This window comes from Cohaesibacter sp. CAU 1516 (assembly GCF_005771485.1).
Taxonomy (GTDB): domain Bacteria; phylum Pseudomonadota; class Alphaproteobacteria; order Rhizobiales; family Cohaesibacteraceae; genus Cohaesibacter; species Cohaesibacter intestini.
The window spans coordinates 301,710-319,696 of record NZ_VANT01000003.1; the positions used below are offsets into that span (position 1 = coordinate 301,710).

General features: G+C 57.1%; 17 protein-coding genes. 10 read left to right on the plus strand and 7 right to left on the minus strand.

What is annotated here, in order from left to right; translation table 11 throughout:
• Positions 1–12: 12 nt before the first annotated feature.
• Entirely contained in the window at positions 13–918 is a 906-nt protein-coding gene (locus FDK21_RS11040) for a substrate-binding domain-containing protein (RefSeq protein ID WP_245418363.1), read from the minus strand.
• A gap of 299 nt (positions 919–1,217) precedes the next feature.
• On the opposite strand from FDK21_RS11040, the gene FDK21_RS11045 reads away from it, so the two are divergent.
• On the plus strand, positions 1,218–2,255 hold the full coding sequence (locus tag FDK21_RS11045) for a LacI family DNA-binding transcriptional regulator (protein WP_138148543.1): 1,038 nt from the start codon (positions 1,218–1,220) through the stop codon (positions 2,253–2,255).
• Positions 2,256–2,284: 29 nt separating this feature from the next.
• Here FDK21_RS11045 and fucK read toward each other — a convergent pair whose 3' ends face one another.
• A complete protein-coding gene (gene fucK, locus FDK21_RS11050; RefSeq protein ID WP_138148544.1) occupies positions 2,285–3,685 on the minus strand; it encodes an L-fuculokinase in 1,401 nt (466 codons plus the stop codon).
• A gap of 43 nt (positions 3,686–3,728) precedes the next feature.
• Positions 3,729–4,451, minus strand: a complete 723-nt coding sequence (locus tag FDK21_RS11055; protein WP_171022037.1) for a DeoR/GlpR family DNA-binding transcription regulator — start codon at positions 4,449–4,451, stop codon at positions 3,729–3,731.
• A gap of 236 nt (positions 4,452–4,687) precedes the next feature.
• Between FDK21_RS11055 and FDK21_RS11060 the strand changes: the two genes are divergently transcribed.
• Together FDK21_RS11060 and FDK21_RS11065 are read left to right on the plus strand one after the other, a co-directional pair.
• A complete protein-coding gene (locus FDK21_RS11060) occupies positions 4,688–5,338 on the plus strand; it encodes an L-fuculose-phosphate aldolase (protein ID WP_138148546.1) in 651 nt (216 codons plus the stop codon).
• A gap of 102 nt (positions 5,339–5,440) precedes the next feature.
• Entirely contained in the window at positions 5,441–5,929 is a 489-nt protein-coding gene (locus FDK21_RS11065; RefSeq protein ID WP_114007777.1) for a MarR family transcriptional regulator, read from the plus strand.
• A gap of 27 nt (positions 5,930–5,956) precedes the next feature.
• On the opposite strand, the gene FDK21_RS11070 is transcribed toward FDK21_RS11065, so the two are convergent.
• The 3 genes from FDK21_RS11070 to FDK21_RS11080 form a co-directional block, all read right to left on the minus strand.
• The gene (locus FDK21_RS11070; RefSeq protein WP_245418324.1) at positions 5,957–6,664 is read right to left on the minus strand and encodes a L,D-transpeptidase; all 708 of its coding nucleotides are present in this window, start codon (positions 6,662–6,664) and stop codon (positions 5,957–5,959) included.
• Positions 6,665–6,899: 235 nt separating this feature from the next.
• Positions 6,900–7,268: a hypothetical protein gene (locus tag FDK21_RS11075; RefSeq protein ID WP_138148547.1), complete on the minus strand. Its 369-nt coding sequence runs from the start codon at positions 7,266–7,268 to the stop codon at positions 6,900–6,902.
• 180 nt (positions 7,269–7,448) lie between these two features.
• Entirely contained in the window at positions 7,449–8,387 is a 939-nt protein-coding gene (locus FDK21_RS11080; protein WP_114007779.1) for a LysR family transcriptional regulator, read from the minus strand.
• A gap of 223 nt (positions 8,388–8,610) precedes the next feature.
• Here FDK21_RS11080 and FDK21_RS11085 point away from each other — a divergent pair, with 223 nt between their 5' ends.
• The 7 genes from FDK21_RS11085 (at position 8,611) to FDK21_RS11115 (ending at position 16,968) form a co-directional block, all read left to right on the plus strand.
• Positions 8,611–10,218, plus strand: a complete 1,608-nt coding sequence (locus tag FDK21_RS11085; protein WP_171022038.1) for an ABC transporter substrate-binding protein — start codon at positions 8,611–8,613, stop codon at positions 10,216–10,218.
• A gap of 239 nt (positions 10,219–10,457) precedes the next feature.
• Positions 10,458–11,534, plus strand: coding sequence for an ABC transporter permease (locus FDK21_RS11090; RefSeq protein WP_138148549.1), 1,077 nt, complete (start codon positions 10,458–10,460; stop codon positions 11,532–11,534).
• A complete protein-coding gene (locus FDK21_RS11095) occupies positions 11,534–12,463 on the plus strand; it encodes an ABC transporter permease (RefSeq protein WP_114007782.1) in 930 nt (309 codons plus the stop codon). Before FDK21_RS11090 ends, FDK21_RS11095 begins: the two co-directional genes overlap by 1 nt.
• 14 nt (positions 12,464–12,477) lie before the next feature.
• Positions 12,478–13,383 (plus strand): ABC transporter ATP-binding protein, encoded by a 906-nt coding sequence (locus FDK21_RS11100; protein WP_138148550.1) that lies wholly within the window; start codon positions 12,478–12,480, stop codon positions 13,381–13,383.
• Positions 13,380–14,159, plus strand: a complete 780-nt coding sequence (locus FDK21_RS11105) for an ABC transporter ATP-binding protein (RefSeq protein ID WP_114007783.1) — start codon at positions 13,380–13,382, stop codon at positions 14,157–14,159. Before FDK21_RS11100 ends, FDK21_RS11105 begins: the two co-directional genes overlap by 4 nt.
• 200 nt (positions 14,160–14,359) lie before the next feature.
• Positions 14,360–15,406, plus strand: coding sequence for a dipeptidase (locus FDK21_RS11110; RefSeq protein ID WP_138148551.1), 1,047 nt, complete (start codon positions 14,360–14,362; stop codon positions 15,404–15,406).
• A 278-nt stretch (positions 15,407–15,684) separates the two neighbouring features.
• Positions 15,685–16,968 carry an MFS transporter gene (locus FDK21_RS11115; protein ID WP_138148552.1) on the plus strand — a complete coding sequence of 428 codons (1,284 nt, stop codon included), beginning with the start codon at positions 15,685–15,687 and terminating at the stop codon, positions 16,966–16,968.
• Positions 16,969–16,979: 11 nt separating this feature from the next.
• On the opposite strand, the gene FDK21_RS11120 is transcribed toward FDK21_RS11115, so the two are convergent.
• Complete coding sequence (locus tag FDK21_RS11120) at positions 16,980–17,828, minus strand: MaoC family dehydratase N-terminal domain-containing protein (RefSeq protein ID WP_138148553.1); 849 nt, start codon at positions 17,826–17,828, stop codon at positions 16,980–16,982.
• Between the last annotated feature and the right edge of the window lie 159 nt (positions 17,829–17,987).

Genomic DNA, 17,987 nt, shown 5'->3' on the forward strand with positions numbered 1-17,987 from the left:
TGGAGGATAGTCTCAGAGGCCCATATCGGCCAGACCGTCCACGGTGCTCTTGTTCACTTCGAGCAGGTTGTCGGTGATGATGTCACGCTCTTCAACCATTGGCTCGACAACGCCAAGACCCGGGATGTCCATGCCGGATTTCACTTCCTTGCCCTCGACCAGCATTTTGCCAAGGGTTACGAAGACTTCGCCAGCTTGCGCCGGATTCCACATGTAACCGCCCAAAAGTGTGCCTTTGTGCACCATCTTGCGGCCCTGCCCCGGAGAGAATGGACCAAGCACATGGATTTTTCCGGTTTTGCGACGTTCTTCAACAGCGCGCCCTGCGCCGATCGGTCCCTGACTGCCAAAAGCGAGGAAGCCTTTGAGGTCGGGATTGGCTGCGATCAGATCGAGTGCGGTGGAGCGGCTGTCGTCAACATTCTCTGCAACGCCATACCGTTCGCCTACCAGTTCAAGCTCTGGATGGTTTTTCGACATCCATGCGATGGCGGCATCGGCCCAGGCATTGTGCAGAGGCACAGTCAGGGAGCCAACATAAACAGCATATTTCCCCGGACCATCGGCTTTCTCGGCCAACAGCTTGGCATGGGCTTCGCCAAAGCCAGCGGCGGATGCCAGCTCAAAGTTCCAGTCCACATTCGTCAGACCGGGTCCTTCATGGGAAATGACAATGATCCCAGCGTCGCGCGCTTTCTTGAGCACCGGTTCCAGAGCGGCTTCGTCGTTTGGTACGACGCCAATCACGTCAACACCCTTGGCGATCAGATCTTCGATGGCCTGAACCTGCAAAGCAGGGTCGGCAGAAACCGGACCGATCATTTCTGCGTTGACGCCGATTTCGGCTGCACGCTTGGTGATGCCATTCTCCATGGCATTGAACCACGGAATGCCGCCAATCTTGACAACAACACCCATGGTTGGTTCTGCGGCACTTGCACTTGTTGCAAGACCGACAGCCAGAGCAAGGCCGGCAATGCAGCCCAACAGTTTGTTCTTCATGGTCTACCTCCCAAGTATTGATTCAATCTGAATGCCAGATGAACCTGAAAAATCGATTGTGCAAACTCCTAAACCGCGAACGAGCAGAGCTTATTCAGCAGCTCAATGCGGAACTTTTCCCATTTTGCACAATCGATATTTCACATTAATGCAAATATGGATTAACCTGTCAATATGTTCATCACCAGCTCAATTAGAAAGACGATCCGCTCTCCATGAAACGCACGCCCAAAAGCACGATTTATGACATTGCCGAGAAGGCTGAAGCGTCGCCTTCCACAGTCAGCGCAGCCCTCAACGGCACCTGGAAAAACCGCAGAATCCGGCAGGAAACGGCCGAACGGATCATTGCGATTGCACGCGAATTTGGCTACTCGGCCAATCTTCAGGCCCGCGGCCTGCGCACGGCCCGCTCCGGTCTGGTGGCCTTGCTGATGCCCGACTACAATCGCTTCTTCTCCAGTCTGGCTGAGTCCTTCTCCCTGCGTGTGCGTCAAAATGGCCTATGCCCGGTGATCGTTTCCACAGACCGCGATCGCGAGGAAGAACTCTCAACAGTTGAAAATCTCGCCTCCTACAATATTGACGCGTTGTTTGTCGTCGGCGCATCCAATCCCGAAGATATCAGCCATTATTGCCAGCAGGCCCATATCAGCCACGTTTTCATTGACCAGCCCTGCAAGCTTGCGCCATCGGTGGTGACGGATCATGCGGCCGGCGCCCGTGCCCTGACCCGCGAAATTCTTCGTAGCCGGGTTCCGCTCGGCGCGTTGGAGCGGGACCGTCCCTATTTCATCGGTGGCGACGCCAATCTGCCAGCAACGGCGCTGCGCATCGAAGGTTTTTGCAGGATCGTCAGCGAGCGCCTTGGGGACTGCCGGAAGGATCAGATCAATGCCTGTGGCTATGAGCTGGACAATGCCGAGCTGGAAATCAAGCGGCTCTATGAGCGGCTGGGCGGCTTGCCGAGCGCTTTGTTCATCAACTCCCTGACCGTTTTTGAAGGCATCCTGCGCTTCCTGATCACGATCCCCGAAGAGGAAATCCGTGCCTGCTCCCTTGGCTGTTTTGACTATGAACCTTTTGGCAGCCTGTTGCGCTTTCCGGTTCACATGATCCGTCAGCGGCACAAAGAACTGATTGATCAGGCCTTTCAGCTGCTGGACGAGGGCTCAGCGCCGGGCACCCTGATCGAGGTCAAGCCGCAGCTTTACAGAGCCATGGATGCGGCCCCGCATCGTCTGGACGAGTAAGGACCGCACAGCCGCTGAAGGATGCAGATCTATTGCGGCATCGTCACATGGGCCTGCAACGCATAAGCCTCTCGGGCCGCTTCCGCACTGGCATGCAATCCCGCCCCCTGCATGGCGAACATCGAAGCGCCAAGCACCGTGGTTTCGGGCTCATCAAGCACATAGATCGGGATGCCGAGTGCGTTGGCCTTGAGCTGCGTCCAGAACTGGTTGCGGGTGCCGCCACCGACCAGAGTCAGTTTCGACGCCTTGAACCGTCCCACCTGCTCAAGCAGGGCAAGCCCGGTCTGGAGGCGTTTGACAAGGCCATTGAGCGCCGCACGAAACAGAATGCCGCGATCCACATCAAGGGACAGGTTGGACATCTCTCCCTTGCCGATCAACATGTCAGGATGAAAGGTCATGCCGAGACAGTCTTCTGGCGCGGCCATGGCATCGCGGATCATGATGTCATATTTCTCGCTGCCGGACAGATCGGGATACATGACCCGCGCCACCCATTCGACAACGGCGGATGCCACATATTGATAACCCGGCGTATAATGACCGCGCTTGACGTCCCATTCGCAGGTGAAGGCATCCTGAAAAATGTCAGCGGACGGCAGATCGATCGTCGCACAGCGGGCCATCAGGATTTCCCATGTGCCGGACGACAGGACCGGCTGATCAGCGCTGGCACCGGCACCAAAGATGGCGAATTGCGTGTCATGACCAGCCGAAACCACCGGTATCCCCGCCTCCAATCCCAGTGCGGTCGCCATTTCTGGCAACAGGGGACCAATCACCTCGCCAGGGAAGACCGTTTCGGGGAACAGGGAGCGTCGTGCTCCGACAGCATCAAGGATCTCGGCGCTGAAATCCTGCGCCTTCAGGTCGGTCATCTGAGCGGTGCCGACCATCGTCGCATCGTTGGTCAATCGTCCGGTCAGTCGATGGGTGAAGAGCGAGCTCATGAACAGGAAATGCTCGGCATTTGCGAGCAGATCGGGATGGTTTTCGCGGAACCAGACAAATTTGTTCAAGGTGTTGAAGGGGAAGCGCCCTACCCCGCTCAGGGTCATCAGGCGGTCGGGATCAATGTAGTTTGACACATGTTCCTGTGCCTCAAGGGTGCGGGTGCATTTCCAACTGATGACCGGATGCAACAAACTTCCCTTGGCATCCAGAAAGGTGCCATCTGCGCCAAAAGTGGTGACTGTGACCGCCCGAATGCGCTCCGGCCCGACCTCTTGGGCCACCCGCCGGGCACATGTGACCAACTTGTCGAACAATTGCTCGAACGGCCAGTAATGCCAGTTTTCATGCTGCGGATCGGCAATGGTGACATTCTTTTCCGCCGCCCGCGCCAGCACCGTGCCGCTTTGCCCCACCGCAATGGCCCGCACATTGGTGCTGCCACAATCCAGCACCAGAACAGCCTCTTCCCCCATAGTCTCCTCCCGTGACATCCTCCCGATGCTGCCAACGTGTCCATTACCCTTGTGGCATGGCACCGACGACACCGTCTTCATTGATCCGGCAGTGGATCCGTTCTGCATTCGCGATCTGCATGAAACCGCCGCGCTCTTCCTTGCTCTTGTCGCAGAGCATTATATGGTCACGGCTGCTGCGCCGCATGGCCCGCTTGACCCCGGCATTCAGAGCATTGCTATCCCACGCGCCGCTCTCGTCCATGAAACCGGCGCAGGAATGAAAGCACAGATCGGCCTGAAATTCATGGATGTGGTCGACGGTAATCGTCCCCAGAAAGGCGCCATATTTCTCATAATATCGGCCACCGACACCAATCACCCGAATATTGGGTTTGTGGACGAGATCAAACACAATGCGCAGGGAATTGGTGATCACCGTCAGGGGCATGTCAGGCAGCATACGCGCGAGATACCAGCAGCTGGAGCTGGGATCGAGCATCAGGGTCTGCTCTTCATGGATGAAAGGCAGCGCGTGACGGGCCATCGCCTCCTTGGCGTCGGAATTGAGGGATTGCCGGGAGCCAAAGGCCAGCACATCATGACTGTCAAGCAAAGAGGAGGCCCCACCATGGGTGCGGCGCAAATAGCCCTGCTCTTCCAATAAGCGCAAGTCACGGCGAATGGTTTCCACCGCAACACCAAACTGTGCAGACAAATCGGCCACACTGATTGATCCGAGGTGATCCACCCGATTGACGATGTCTTTCAAACGGCCTGGCAGCATACCCTTCTCCAAAACGGTCATATTCGGTCATCAATCTGTCACAAATTTCCGCCAACCACAAGAGCGATGCTCTATGTCGCATGCGTTTAACTCGGGACAATTGCTGTCATTTTTACCATTTACGTCCAATTGCATGAATATGAGGCCAAATGACACAGAGTCTTGCAGCTATTGTCGAATCCCTGTTCCCATGATAAAACGGGCACAAACAGTCAACCCCAATTTGGAGCATTCCCATGTCTGACACGACAGAAATCCGTCAGAGCATCATTGATGCCTGCCTTGAAATGAATGCCAGCGGTCTCAATCAGGGGACAGCCGGCAATATTAGTATTCGCGTCGAGGATGGCATGCTGATCACTCCGTCGGGCATTGCCTACAACCAGATGACGCCGGACGATATCGTCCATGTGCGCGCCGACGGGTCCTATGGCAACAATCAGGTCCCGTCCAGCGAATGGCGTTTCCATCTGGCCTGTCTTGAAGCCCGCTCCGACGCCAATGCCGTGGTGCATAACCACGCGCATCATTCGACCTGCGTGGGGATCCTCAACCACCCCATCCCGGCCATTCACTATATGGTGGCAGCCGGGGGCGGCTATGACATTCCGGTGATCGATTATGCCACCTATGGCACCCCTGAACTGGCGACATTGGTGCGCGAGGGAATTGCCCAGCGCAAAGCCATTCTAATGCGCCATCACGGCATGATCGCCACGGGGGCGACGCTGGCTCAGGCCATGTGGCTGGCAGTGGAAGTGGAAACCCTTGCACGGATGTATCTTGAAGTTCTGCAGATCACCGATACGCCTCCTTGTCTGCCGGATGCGGAAATCGATGTGGTGCTGAAAAAATTCGAGAGCTACGGCCTGCGCGAGAAGAACTGACCGCATAAGGCTCTTTATCGGCGACATAGCAGCTCTTTGGCCGATTTCTGTTTGACGGATCCGATTCCGGGCATTAATCCCTCAAGACAGAGGAATTGATGCATGACGCCGAACGAAGAAATCAGACTGATCTTGATGTCCATCCGCAAAATCGCGCGGGCGCTGGATATCCATTCGCGCTACCTGAACAAGGAAAGTGGCCTGACACTGCCACAACTGATTGTCTTGCACTGTGTACGGGATCTTGGTGCGCCTTCGGGTAGCGCCATCGCCAAGGCGGTGGATCTGTCTCCACCGACGGTGCTTGGCATCCTTGATAAGCTGACCGCCAAAGGATTGATCGAGCGGCAACGACTGGAGAATAATCGCCGCGTCGTTGTCTCTCGTCTGACCGAACAGGGCGAGGCACTTCTGGCTGACAGCCCCTCGCCGCTTGGCGAACAATTTTCCAGCCGCTATTTCGCCCTGAATGAAGAAGAGCGACGCAAACTGATCGACTCTCTGGAAACCTTCGCCGACTTGACCAAGAGCGAAAAACTCGACGAGATTGCCAAACTGGTCAGCAGCACTGTGCCGACCAGTCAATTGTAACGGTTCATTCTCAACGAGTTTCCTGCGTCAGATCACCACGATCGATGACTGATTTGGCACGCGCTTGTGCAGATCGATGATGTCGTGATTGAGCAGCCGCACGCAGCCGGACGACACCGCCTTGCCAATCGACCAGACCTCAGCCGTGCCATGCAGGCGATAGAGAGTGTCGCGTCCATCCTGATAGATATAGAGGGCGCGCGCGCCGAGCGGATTGGCCGGCCCCGGAGGCATGCCGCCATTTTTCCAGCTCCATTTTTCCAGCTCAGGCTGACGTTTGATCATCTCTGCCGGTGGTGTCCAGGTGGGCCAGATCCCCTTGCGGGCAACAATGGCACGTCCTGACCATTCGAACCCGGCCCGCCCCAGTCCGACGCCATAGCGCATGGCGCGCCCATTCTCGAGCACCAGATAGAGATAGTAATTCTGCGTGTCGACGATCAGCGTGCCGACCTTCTCCGAGGTGCGATAGGCCACCTCTCGGCGCAGAAAACGCTTGTCGATCTTGCCAAGGTTGATGGCATCAAGGGGAAACCGTTCCTTGGGCAACGGGCCATACATGGTCGCATAGGGGCTAGGGGTGGCCGGGTTCAACCCATCAGCGCCTTTGCGCGGCCCACAGGCAGCAAGGGTGGCGCTCGCCAACATGAGACCTGTGGCGCGGAGCATCTGCCGACGGCTCAAACCCGTTGGGAGCGGGCGGCTGGGCGTTGGAAATTCATTGTCTTTCGTCATTGTTTCTACCTGATCTATGCCGCATGGACCTTTGTTGCAGTCCATGCCGACCTCTGCCGGATGCGTCCAGTTGCCTTGGAAAATCGGCGCAGCGCGAACAGAGAGATGACTTTTTGTCAGTCATCACGGGAGATTCATACCCCTCGCCACACCTCTCTTCCGGCTGGAAACGAGCGTGACAGCGGCACGAAAATATGGGTCTTCTTCATCGGATTTATGGATCGGACGTTCGGTCTCACCCAAAGCGCGGGGGTGGCGGGTCCGGGGCGATGTCACGCCGTGCGGCAGTCTTGTCCCAAGGGATAAGGAAGGGTCTGAGGCCGCTGCCGGTGACATGCGACACGACGACCTGAATGGCCAACATCGGTCCGTTGCATTGCAAGGGGCCGTCAGCCTGCCCGTTCGGACATTTCCGGCACGGGGCAGGCGCTGCTACTTGGTTGGCCAAGGTCCGCAAATTCTTGACACCGGTCATGATGCTGTCGCCATGGACTGCGGGCGCCTTGGAGACAACCAGAATGGTGCTGGAAAGCAGCAGAGGCATCGACAGACTGAGCAGCAACAGCACACTCAGCAGACGCAATTTGGAACAGGTTGCGAGCATCAATGGGTCAATGTCTGAGCGCACATCTTCGGATCGGGCGGCGCAGGGTCTGGCGGGATTGCTGCTAAGGGTTACCCCTTATTCACCCTATCCACAACCAAAACCCGTTGCCCACGCCACTTTCCTGGCCTGCCGTTGCAAACACATCACGTCCAAGCTCGCACAAGCTCGCATTGCCCGTCAGGCCAGTTTGAAACGCTCCAGATGTCCGGTGCAGGGATCAGATTGCAAGTGGGACCAAATGGACTGCACGAGAGGCGATTTTACCTCGCGTTTCTTGCAGACCCAGATATCGAGCTCGGTGTCATATTTGCGATTGTCCGCCAAGGCGATTTCACCACTGCGAACGCTGTCATAGGCACTGCAGGCGGGAAGCCAGAGCATCTTCTGCTCATAGATGGCCAGTTTCTTCATGAACTCGCAGGTGCCGCTCTGGGCAGCGCAGACAAATTTCGGATCCTGCGCTGTCATGCGTGAGAAAATCAGGTCCTCAATGCGCGAAAAATATCCCGTCAGGCCGTAGCCGACATACTCCAGTCCATCACGGGGCGGATTGTTGATGTCATAGGCTGGCTCACCCTTTTCGTTCAGGGCAGTACAAAGATGCATAATATCTTTCCCGAGGGTGATGAATTCGAACTCACGGGGGTCGAGCACGGTCGGCACCTGTGGATGGTGAAACAAGACCACCAAATCCATTTTCCAATCCGCCAGCATTTCGATCATTTCACCGAAATCATAGGTGTCGATGGAAACGGAGAAGTCGCCGCAGGCCACCTTGATCTGCTGAAGCCATTCAGGAACAAAACTCAAGGCCAGCGTGGTCGCTGCCGCAATGCGGATATCCGGGGCAGCACTTGCGTTACGGCGTTGAAACTCAACCCGGTTCAGTTGCAATTCGCGCAGGATATTCTGAGCAGTGTTGTGAAAGGCCGCACCGTCCGCCGTCAGTTTGACCGGATAGGAGGTGCGATCAAACAGGTCCGTTCCAAGCCAGTTTTCCAATGCCTTGATGCGGCGCGAGAAGGCGGATTGGGTTATATGGCGCTCTTCAGCGGCCTGCGAAAAACTGCCGGTTTTGCTCAAAACCAGGAAATCAGTCAGCCAGTTCGTGTCCATTGCATGCTCTTTGACCGTATGCGGAAATTATGGGCAGCCTATCACATTATGCGAAATTTGCATAACAACCCTGTTGGTTGATTTCGGTTAATGGATATAGGCTGTTGGAGTCACCTGAATGTGCGATCCCCGCTCGGTCAATGAAGCGGGGGCGGCATTCTTCCATCGCAAATCGCCCACGGTTTGCGAGTTGAGATCAGATTATCCTAGAGGGAGATTGAACGTGAATTTTCCATTGACGTTTAAAGGCCTGTCCATGGCAGCTGCGCTGGCTGCATCCGTCGCCATTCCGATGGCTCCGGCCTCAGCCGAGACGCCCAAAGACACCTTTGTGATTGCGCGCAACACCGCCGATGCCATCACGCTTGATCCGGCAGAAAGCTTCGAGTTTACCGGCGGTCGCATCATCGCCAACATTTATGAGCGTCTGTTCTTCTTCGAACCGGGCGATCTGACCAAGCTGGTTGGCGGCATCGCGGGCTCCTATGAGTTTTCCGAAGACGGCAAGAAAATCACCGTCAAGCTGAAGTCTGGCCTGACCTTCCATTCCGGCAACCCGGTTACGGCTGCTGACGTTGCCTATTCGCTGGGCCGCGCGGTCAAGCTCGACAAGACCCCGGCTTTCATCATCAAACAGATCGGCTGGACCGCGGAGAATGTTGATGAAGCCGTCAAGGCAATCGACGACACCACCGTTGAAATCAATGTGCTGGCAGACATGTCTCCTGCGCTGGTGCTGAACCTGCTCTCTTCTTCCGTCGCTTCGATCGTCGACATGAAGGAAGTGGAAGCCCACGCGGTTGATGGCGATATGGGCTATGCATGGCTGAAAGACCATTCCGCAGGCTCTGGCGCTTACAAGCTGAAAAGCTGGAAGGCCAACGAGCTGGTCATGCTCGAAGCGTTTGACAAGTTCCGCTATGGCGAGCCACCAATGAAGCGCGTCGTGATCCGTCACGTGGCCGAGCCTTCTGCACAGCGTCTGCTGCTGGAAAAGGGCGATGTGGATGCAGCAATGGAACTGACCTCGGATCAGCTCAAAGGGCTGGAAGGCAATGCGGATGTGGCCGCAAAGTCCTATCCGAAGGGCTATCTGATGTATATCGCGACCAACATGGAACATCCGATCCTGTCCAAGCCAAAGGTCCGCGATGCGCTGCATTATGTCGTCGATTATAAAGGCATGGTTGGCTCGATTCTGGATGGCCAATACAAGATCCACCAGAATTTCTGGCCATCGGGCATGTGGGCAGCGGCGACCGAAGCCCCTTACAGCTACGATCTGGACAAAGCCAAGGCCCTGCTCGCGGAAGCTGGCGTGGAAGAAGGCACCAAGATCACGATCGACACCCTGAACAAGTCACCTTTCAAGGAAGTGGCGCAGAATGTTCAGGCCGCTCTTGGCAAAATCGGCATCGAATCCGAGATTATCCTGTCCGACGGCAAGACCCTGTGGCCAAAATATCGCGCCCGCAAACATGAGCTGATCATTGCCCGCTGGGGTCCTGACTATTCTGATCCGCATTCCAACGCCGATGCCTTTGCCCACAACCCGGACAATCGCTTCGAAGCCAAGCTGACCGGCAAGCTGACCTGGCGCAATGCCTGGGATGCAAAAGGTCTGACCGAGTTGACCAATGAAGCTGCGGCTGCGTCCGATCCGGCCAAGCGTGAAGAACTCTACGCCAAGCTGCAGAAAATGGTGCGCGAAGATTCGCCATTCACCATTATGTTCCAGGCCATCGGCACCTTCGGCCAACGTTCCAACGTCGACGGCTTCGTCAATGGCGTGACCTCTGACCAGGCCTACTACTGGACGGTCACCAAGTAAGCTGATGCGCCCCTCTCCCTACTGTTGAGGGGCGTTTTTCTTTTTGGTTTCCAAAATGGTAGGGGTGATGCAACCGCATCCCCTCATGCTTGCAGTTCGGGCACAACCAATCGCGGCGGATTGGGGCCCGGACTGTGTCAAACCAGACAGCGCGCCCCCAACAAGATCAGCCCCCTTAAAGCGCGGGACAACTCACCGACATGGCGCGTCCTTTACGGGATATTTGCGGGATTTCCTGAATGACAGACAATTCCATCTCACAGACGACCGAGTCACCGGGCAGCGGGCCAGATTTTGCGCCGCTTCTTCGCACCTTGAAGAAGATCGGCAGCGGCCTCGCCATGCTCATTCTTACTTTCATCGGCCTGACTGCCGTCACCTTCATCATTGGCCGGATCATGCCCAATGACCCGGTGGTGGCCATTGTCGGTGACCGGGCTTCCAAGGAAGTCTATGAAGCGATGTATATCCAGCTCGGCCTCGACAAGCCGATCTGGGAGCAATATGTGATCTTTGTCACCAATATGCTGCAAGGGGATTTTGGCAATTCGGTGATGACCACCCGGCCGGTGCTCGAAGATATCAAACGCTTCTTTCCGGCAACGTTGGAGCTGGCGACGCTGGCCACCTTGGTGGGGATCATCATCGGTGTCCCTGCTGGTGTCATGGCCGCAGTGCGGCACGGCACGATAGTTGACCATATTGTTCGCATCATCGGTCTTCTTGGTCATTCGATCCCGGTTTTCTGGCTCGGCATGGTCTCGCTGTTGATCTTCTATGCCAAGCTTGACTGGGTGGCAGGTCCGGGGCGGATCGACTTCTTCTATGACGGCATTGTCGATCCGGTGACCGGCATCATTTTGATCGATTCCGCAATTGCTGGTGAGTGGGAAGTGTTCCAGAATGCCGTCTCCCATATCATCCTGCCCGCCTCGATGCTGGCTATCTATTCGTTGGCCTATATTGCCCGCATGACCCGCTCTTTCATGCTTGACCAGCTCAATCAGGAATATGTGCTGACCGCCCGGGTGAAGGGCCTCAAGGAAGGGGCCGTGATCTGGCATCACGCTTTCCGCAACGTCCTTGTCCAGTTGATCACCATTATCGGCCTGACCTATGCCAGCCTGCTCGAAGGCTCGGTGCTAACCGAGACAGTCTTTGCATGGCCGGGGATCGGGCAATATATCACCAGTTCCCTGTTCAATGCCGACATGAATGCGGTGATTGGCGGCACGCTGGTGGTTGGTGTGTCCTTTGTGGGCATCAACATGATTTCCGACATGCTGTATCGCATCGTTGATCCGAGGGCGAAATAATGACTGATAGCGCCATCAAACCAAATACCGGATTGCGTGCCTGGCTGCTCGCCGATTTCCCGGATACCGCCTTTCAAGCCCGCTGCCAGCGCGCCTATATTGGCTGGCTCAGCTTCAAGACCAACCCGATTGCCATGCTCGGCCTGTTCATCGTTGGCTTCCTTTGCCTTGTGGCTTTGTTCGCGCCGCTGATTGCAGGCACCGATGGCAATGAACAGGAGCTCGCCAACCGTTTGCAGCCCGCCAGCGCCGCCCATTGGTTTGGCACCGACGAGTTGGGCCGCGATGTGTTTGACCGCATCGTCTGGGGCTCACGCGTCACCCTTTATATCATTTTCCTTGTCTCGATCATTGTCATGCCAATCGGCCTGATCATTGGCACCGCGGCGGGCCTGCTCGGAGGCATTGTCGACAAGGTGCTCATGCGCATCACCGACATTTTCCTTGCCTTCCCACGCCTCATTCTGGCGCTGGCCTTTGTGGCCGTGCTGGGTCCGGGGCTGGAAAATGCCGTGCTGGCCATCGCTTTGACCACATGGTCGCCATATGCCCGTCTGGCACGGGCCGAGACGCTGACCGTGCGTTCGAGCGAATATATCATGGCCGCAGAGATCATGGGTGCCTCGAAGATCCGCATTCTCTTTTCCCATATCATGCCAATGTGTCTCAGCTCGACCATCGTGCGCCTGACCCTTGATATGGCGGGGATCATTTTGACCGCCGCTGGTCTTGGCTTTTTGGGGCTGGGCGCTCAGCCGCCGCTGGCGGAATGGGGGGCGATGATTGCTACGGGGCGCGACTTTCTGCTCGACCAGTGGTGGGTACCAACCATTCCCGGCATTGCCATTCTGGTGGTCTCCCTTGGCTTCAACCTGCTTGGCGACGGCCTGCGTGACGTGCTCGATCCACGCAGTTCGGGAGGCCATTGATCATGGATGGAACAATGAAGAAAGCAGTCCCTACACCGCCGCAGGATACGGACCGAAGCGATGAGACACTGATTTCGGTCAAGGACCTGCATGTGCGCTTCACCACCCCCAAGGGCCCGGTTCATGCGGTGCGCGGCGTCAGCTTTGACCTCAAGCGCGAACGGCTTGGCATCGTCGGGGAAAGTGGCTCGGGCAAGTCCCAGACCGGCCGTGCCCTGTTGCGCCTGACGGCAGGCAATGGGTCAATCGAGGCCAGCGAGATGATGTTTGACGGCATCGATCTGATGCAGGCCAGTGAGAAAAGCATGCGCGCCATTCGTGGCTCGCGCATTTCGATGATCATGCAGGATCCGAAATACTCACTCAATCCGGTGATGACGGTTGGGGCGCAAATCGCCGAATCCTGCCGCGAGCATGAGAAAATCTCCAAGGCCGAAGCCAAGAAGCGGGCGCTGGCCATGCTGGAGGCGGTGCGAATCCGCGAGCCGGAAAAGGTCTATAACCTCTATCCGCATCAGGTCTCCGGCGGCATGGGACAGCGGATCATGATCGCCATGATGCTGATCACAGATCCGGAAGTGATGATTGCCGACGAACCGACCTCGGCACTGGATGTCACCGTGCAGATGCAGGTGCTGGCCTTGCTCGACGACATGGTGCGCGAGCGCGGCATGGGGCTGGTTCTGATCAGCCACGACCTGCATCTGGTTTCCAGCTTCTGTGACCGGGTGCTGGTGATGTATGGCGGCCGGATCATGGAAATTCTCGATGCCAAGCATCTCGATCAGGCCCAGCATCCCTACACCAAGGGCCTGTTGAGCTGTTTGCCACAGATGGATGGCCAGCATGAGGAACTGCCCGTGCTGCAGCGCGATCCAAACTGGATGACCGAAGACCTGAGCGGAGGGTCCAACGCATGATGATCTCCATTCGTGATCTCAATATTTCCTTTGGTTCGGGCAAGAATGAAATTCAGGCCCTCAAAGGCGTCACTCTTGATGTCGCCGAAGGGGACAGCTACGGCCTTGTCGGCGAGTCCGGTTCGGGCAAGTCGACCGTTTTGCGGGCGATGGTGGGCATTTATACCCACTGGACCGGCTCCATCCGCATCGATGGGCACGAGCTGACAGCCAAGCGCTCTCTTGCCTCGCGCAAGCATATGCAGATGGTATTCCAGGACCCTTATGGCTCGCTGCATCCACGCCGAACCGTGAATGACACCCTGCTCGAACCGTTGGTCATTCACAAGCTCGACAATCACGACACCCGGATCGTCAAGATCCTCAATGAGGTGGGGCTGGGGCCGGAATTCCGCTTCCGCTATCCGCACCAATTGTCCGGCGGTCAGCGGCAGCGTGTGGCCATTGCCCGGGCGCTCATTCTGGAGCCGGAAGTGATCCTGCTGGATGAGCCGACCAGTGCGCTCGATGTGTCGGTGCAGGCCGAGATCCTCAACCTGTTGTCGACGCTGCGCAAGACCCATGGCCTCACCTATATCATGGTCAGCCATGATCTGGCGGTGGTTGGGCATCTGTGCAGCAAGATTGCGGTGATGAACAGGGGCGAGATCATCGAGGAAATATCCGAAGATCAGCTGCGCAGCGGCGATGTCTCCCACGACTATACCCGCCAGCTCTGGACCGCCTCGCACGGCTACGACCGTGCGGCGCTTGAAAATTTCAAGGAATTTGCCTGACCACAGGCAGACTTCCCCCTCCCCGGCATTGTCGCCAAAACGGGCAATGTCGGGGAGCTTTCCTGATCCCCGGCGTGCAGTATCTGATGGCCCGATTGTCGGGTTGCCCGCCTGAAAATGACGAAACGGGGCCTTCTGCGACAGCTTGAAGGCCGCGAACGGGTGCGCCTAGCCCCGACGCAACGATAAGGACACGAGACATGGCAGACAGATTGATCCCGGTTTTTGACGGACATAACGACACCCTGCTGCAACTGACCGAGGCCGAACGCAAGGGAGCGCCGATCTCCTTCATGGATGGCGACGAGAGCCTGCATATCGATTGGCACAAAGCGGGTGCTGGTGCTTTTGCGGGCGGGTTCTTTGCGATGTTCGTCCCGCCGGTCAAGGAAGGAGAACAAGCGCTGGAGCTGCATGAAATGCTGACCCCGGTCGAGCAAACCTATGCCCTTGACTACACCATGCATCTGGCCTCTTCGGCCTTCCGTCTGGAGAAGGAATCCGGCGGCTCGGTTCGGATCTGTCGCTCGGCCACTGACATCCGCAAGGCGATGAGCGACGGGGTGATTGCCATGTTGCTGCATATTGAAGGGGCGGAGGCCATTGATCCCGATTTTCACGCGCTTGAGGTGCTTTACGGCGCAGGCCTGCGCTCCATCGGACCGGTCTGGAGCCGGGCCAATATTTTTGCCACCGGGGTGCCGTTTGATTTCCCCGGCTCACCGGATCAGGGGCCGGGCCTGACCGAAAAAGGCCGTGAGCTGGTGCGGCGCTGCAATCAGATGGGCATCATGCTCGATCTGTCCCACCTTAATGAAAAGGGCTTTTGGGATATTCAGAAACTGACCAGCGCGCCGTTGGTGGCGACCCATTCCAATGTGCACGCACTGAGCCACACCCCACGCAACCTGACCGACAAGCAACTCGATGCAATTGCTGAAAGCAAGGGCGTGGTGGGCCTCAATTATGCGGTCGGCTTCCTGCGCGAAGATGGCGACCAGAAAAATGCCGATACGCCGATTGAGCGGATGCTGACCCATATCGATTATTTGCTCGCCAAGCTCGGTGAAGACGGCGTGGCACTGGGGTCGGACTTTGATGGCTGCACGGTACCAGAGGCCATTGGTTCATCGGCAGGCAATCCCAAGCTTATCGACGCCATGCGCAGCCATGGCTATGGCGAGGCCTTGATCGAAAAGATCGCCCATGGCAACTGGATTTCCCTGCTCGAACGCAGCGGAATCTGACGCAATCACATACATCCTGCTGACACTCAGGGCGGCACTCCCTTGCCGCCGCCCTGGGTGTCAGTGTATCGGGCTGCCATCGCCCCATTCGGGCACTCAAAGGGGATGCATCGCAAAATGTGACCAATACAAGGCCATTTCGCGATGCCATCATGTGGCTGTTGACGCTTGATGCACGCAGGGGTAAGTGCAGCGCCATTGGCATCAATGGTTGACTGGCCTCAACCTTTTTGTTGCAATCACAACTGCCCACCATCCTGACTCAAGAGAGTTCTACCTTGCCCCGCAGCCTTTTATCCATTGCCTCGCTTTTGCTGGGATCTGCCTTTCTGTTCTTTGCGGGCGGTCTGACCGGCGTCCTGTTGCCCGTTCGCGGCGGCATCGAAGGTTTTTCGAGCTTCTGGCTTGGTTTGCTGGGAACCGGGTGGGCGGTTGGCTATGTATCAGGCTGTCTTTATGTGCCGCGGATCGTGACCCGCTCGGGCCATATTCGGGCCTATAGCGTGATGGCAGCTTGTGCCTGCATATCGATCCTCTTGACTTCCATGCTCATGGTTCCCATCGCCTGGGTGGTGCTCAGGGCATTGGCTGGTTTTGCCTTTGCGGGCGCGGCAATGATCGTGGAAAGCTGGTTGACCGAACGCTCTTCAAGCTCGGTTCGCGGGGTGATTTTCGGCACCTATACGATGGTCAACCTGTTTGCCACCACGGTGGGGCAAATGGTGATTGCCGTTGTGCCTGCCGAAGGGGTGCATCTTTTCACCATTTCGGCGATTTTCTATGTGGTCGCGTTGCTACCAACGGCACTGACCCGCTCGCCAGCCCCCGCTCCTTTGGCACGGGTGACGCTGGATGTCGCCAAATTGTGGCGCAACTCGCCGATTGCGGTGGTGGCTGTCTTCCTGACGGGCGTATCGAACGGCACCTTTGGCACGCTGGCTGCGGTTTATGGCCGTGATATCGGTCTTGATCTGGCGGGTATCGCTCTGTTTGTCAGTGCCTCGATCCTGGCAGGGGCCGCAACCCAGATCCCGGTGGGCTACATCTCGGACAAAATGGATCGCCGCTATGTGGTGATTGGCATCGCCATCGTGGCGATCATTTCTGACGGCTTCTTTCTTAACAATGCGCCCAAGGATACATGGTCGGCGGTGATCCATGCGGCGGTGTTCGGGGCGGCAATTTTCACTTTCTATCCGGTGCTGGTCGCCCATGCCAATGACCATGCGGCGCCCGAAGACAGTCTTCAGACCAGTGGCGGCTTGCTTCTGATGATCGGGGTTGGTTCGATTGTCGGGCCGCTGATTGCCGGTGCATTGATGAGCGCCTGGAACGAGCAAGGCCTGTTCATCGTGACGCTGGTGTCCCACACACTCATTTTGCTCTATGCGATCTGGCGTCTGACTCAGCGCAAGGCAGCACCCGGCGATGAAAAGAGCCGCTTCATTCCAATCGCTCCCATGCGCACCCGGACGCCACAGACCATTTTGATGGCCGATCAGTTGGCCGAACCAGAGGCCGACGACGGGGGTGAGACGGCGACCGGCGCAAGGCAGCCTTAAGAAACCCGCACCTATCGCAGCTGCGCCGTGGCCTTCATGGCCATGGCCCCATCGTGACGCCGCACCCACAAATCGCACGTCTTGCCATCGGCGCTCATTTGGCCGTGAAGCGTGAAATCATGGATATCGAACACGGTGGCCAAGGCGCGGAATTCAAAGCGTTCAATTTCGGCATTCGGTGCGTTGCGGCGCAGCAAGTCCATGAGCATCGTGGCGAGCAAGGGACCGTGGACAATCAAACCTTCATACCCTTCCGAGCCGGTGCAGAAAGGTTGATCATAATGGATCCGATGGCCGTTGAAGGTCAGGGCTGAATAGCGGAACAGCAGCACAGGGTCGGGATTGATCGCCATGCTGAAATCCGACGTCACGGGCGCTTGCTTCGGGGCGACGACAGGCGCGTCAGCCTTTGGCATTTCGCGATAGACAATATCGTGATCTTCATCGACACAGAGAGTGTCGCCGTCAAAAATCTGATGGCCGACCGTGACGAAAACCAGCTTGCCGGAGCGGCCTTCCTTGCCCTCGACGGATTTGACGGTCGAAACCTTGCGCAAGGTCTGGCCGATGCGCATCGGGGCATGAAAGGCGAAGCGGCTGGCCGCCCACATGCGGCGCGGCAAAGGCACCGGCGGCAAAAAGCCCCCCAAGGCGGCGTGGCCGTCATAGCCCGCCTCGGACAGCTTGAACAAAGGCAGGAAATGCAGCCAGTGCCAGAGATGCGGCAACTCGGAGCCGTCGATATAAGGCGCGTCATCGCGGTTCAATGTGGCGGCTAGGGCATTGGATGGGAAGGGCGCGATCCGCTCCGTCAGGCTTTCCGATTTGCCGATCCATTGTTCCAGATGCTGCATATCCATGCTGAGGCTTCCTTGCTGCTTGTCTTGCGATGCATAGAAGATAGCTCCAATCGGGGGCGGACGAAAAGTCCGCGAAAAGAGCCTGTTTGCAGATGCCAACAAAAAAACCCGCAGCCGTGCCCGGCGCGGGTTCTTTGATGGATCGTCGGTGCTGAAAAG